Origin of the sequence: Pseudomonas inefficax (genome assembly GCF_900277125.1) — a bacterium.
Lineage (GTDB): Bacteria > Pseudomonadota > Gammaproteobacteria > Pseudomonadales > Pseudomonadaceae > Aquipseudomonas > Aquipseudomonas inefficax.
The window spans coordinates 1-1,164 of record NZ_OPYN01000116.1; the positions used below are offsets into that span (position 1 = coordinate 1).

Sequence of the window (1,164 nt, forward strand, 5' to 3'; positions counted from 1 at the left end):
TGTACGAAGGTGACTGGGTGTTCCCGCAAGGGGTGGACCAGTGTGTGATTACACCGAACGACAGTTTTTCCACCAACGTCGCCGACGCCATGCTGGTGGCCAGCGAGTTGGGCATGGGCATCGGCCTGCTGCCGTTCTATACCGCCAGCCAGGCGATCGAACAGGGGCGGTTGTGCCGGTTGCTGGCGCCGTATCGCCTGCGCGAAAGCGCGCTGTATGCGATCTACCCGTCACGGCATTACCTGGATGCCAAGGTGCGCACCTGGATCGACTACCTCAAGGAGCAGCTGCCGGCGCTGTTCGAGGGGCATGCGAGGGTGGTGGATGATTCGCGGTATTGGCGATAGGCAAGGGGAGGTGACGCTGGCCATTGTAGGAGCGGCCTTGTGTCGCGAAAGGGCCGCTAAGCGGCCCCTGCAATTTGTGCATCAAAGCTGACATCCTGGGGCCGCGTTGCGGCCCTTTCGCGACACAAGGCCGCTCCTACAGGGGCGCGCAAGGCTTCAAAGCGGGTAGTGCTTCAACTCCCGCGCAATCAGCATCCGCTGGATCTCGCTCGACCCTTCATAGATCTGCGTGATCCGCGCATCGCGGTAATAGCGCTCTACCGGGTAATCCTCCAGGTAGCCATACCCGCCGTGCACCTGGATTGCCATCGAACATACCCGCTCGGCCATTTCCGAGGCGAACAGCTTGGCCTGTGAAGCCTCCGACAGGCACGGCTTGCCGGCGCTGCGCAGGCGTGCGGCATGCAGGATCAGCAGGCGAGCGGCGTTGATCTGCACCTGCATGTCGGCCAGCAGGTTGGCGATGCTCTGGTGCTCGTTGATCGGCTTGCCGAACTGTACCCGATCACGCGAGTAGGCCAACGCCGCCTCGAACGCGGCGCGTGCGATACCCAGCGCCTGGGCAGCAATGCCGATACGGCCGCCCTCGAGGTTGGACAGGGCGATGGCCAGGCCCTTGCCACGCTCACCGAGAATGTTGGCGGCGGGGATGCGGCAGTTGTCGAAGGTGACCGCGCAGGTGTCGGAGGCGCGGATGCCCATCTTGTGCTCGCTGCGATCGACCTTGAAGCCCGGNTTGTCGGTGGGCACCAGGAACGCTGACAGGCCCTTTTTGCCCAGTTCCGGGTCGGTCACCGCGAAGACGATGGCCAGGCCG

General features: G+C 63.8%; 2 protein-coding genes. One reads left to right on the top strand and one right to left on the bottom strand.

From position 1 onward, the window contains the following. The coding region (locus JV551A3_RS14270) for a LysR substrate-binding domain-containing protein (protein WP_235874575.1) at window positions 1-347 on the top strand (347 nt) is incomplete at its 5' end. A 156-nt stretch (window positions 348-503) separates the two neighbouring features. On the opposite strand, the gene JV551A3_RS14275 is transcribed toward JV551A3_RS14270, so the two are convergent. Beyond that, window positions 504-1,164 (bottom strand): acyl-CoA dehydrogenase family protein (locus JV551A3_RS14275; RefSeq protein ID WP_205125947.1); only part of this gene is annotated, 661 nt, incomplete at its 5' end.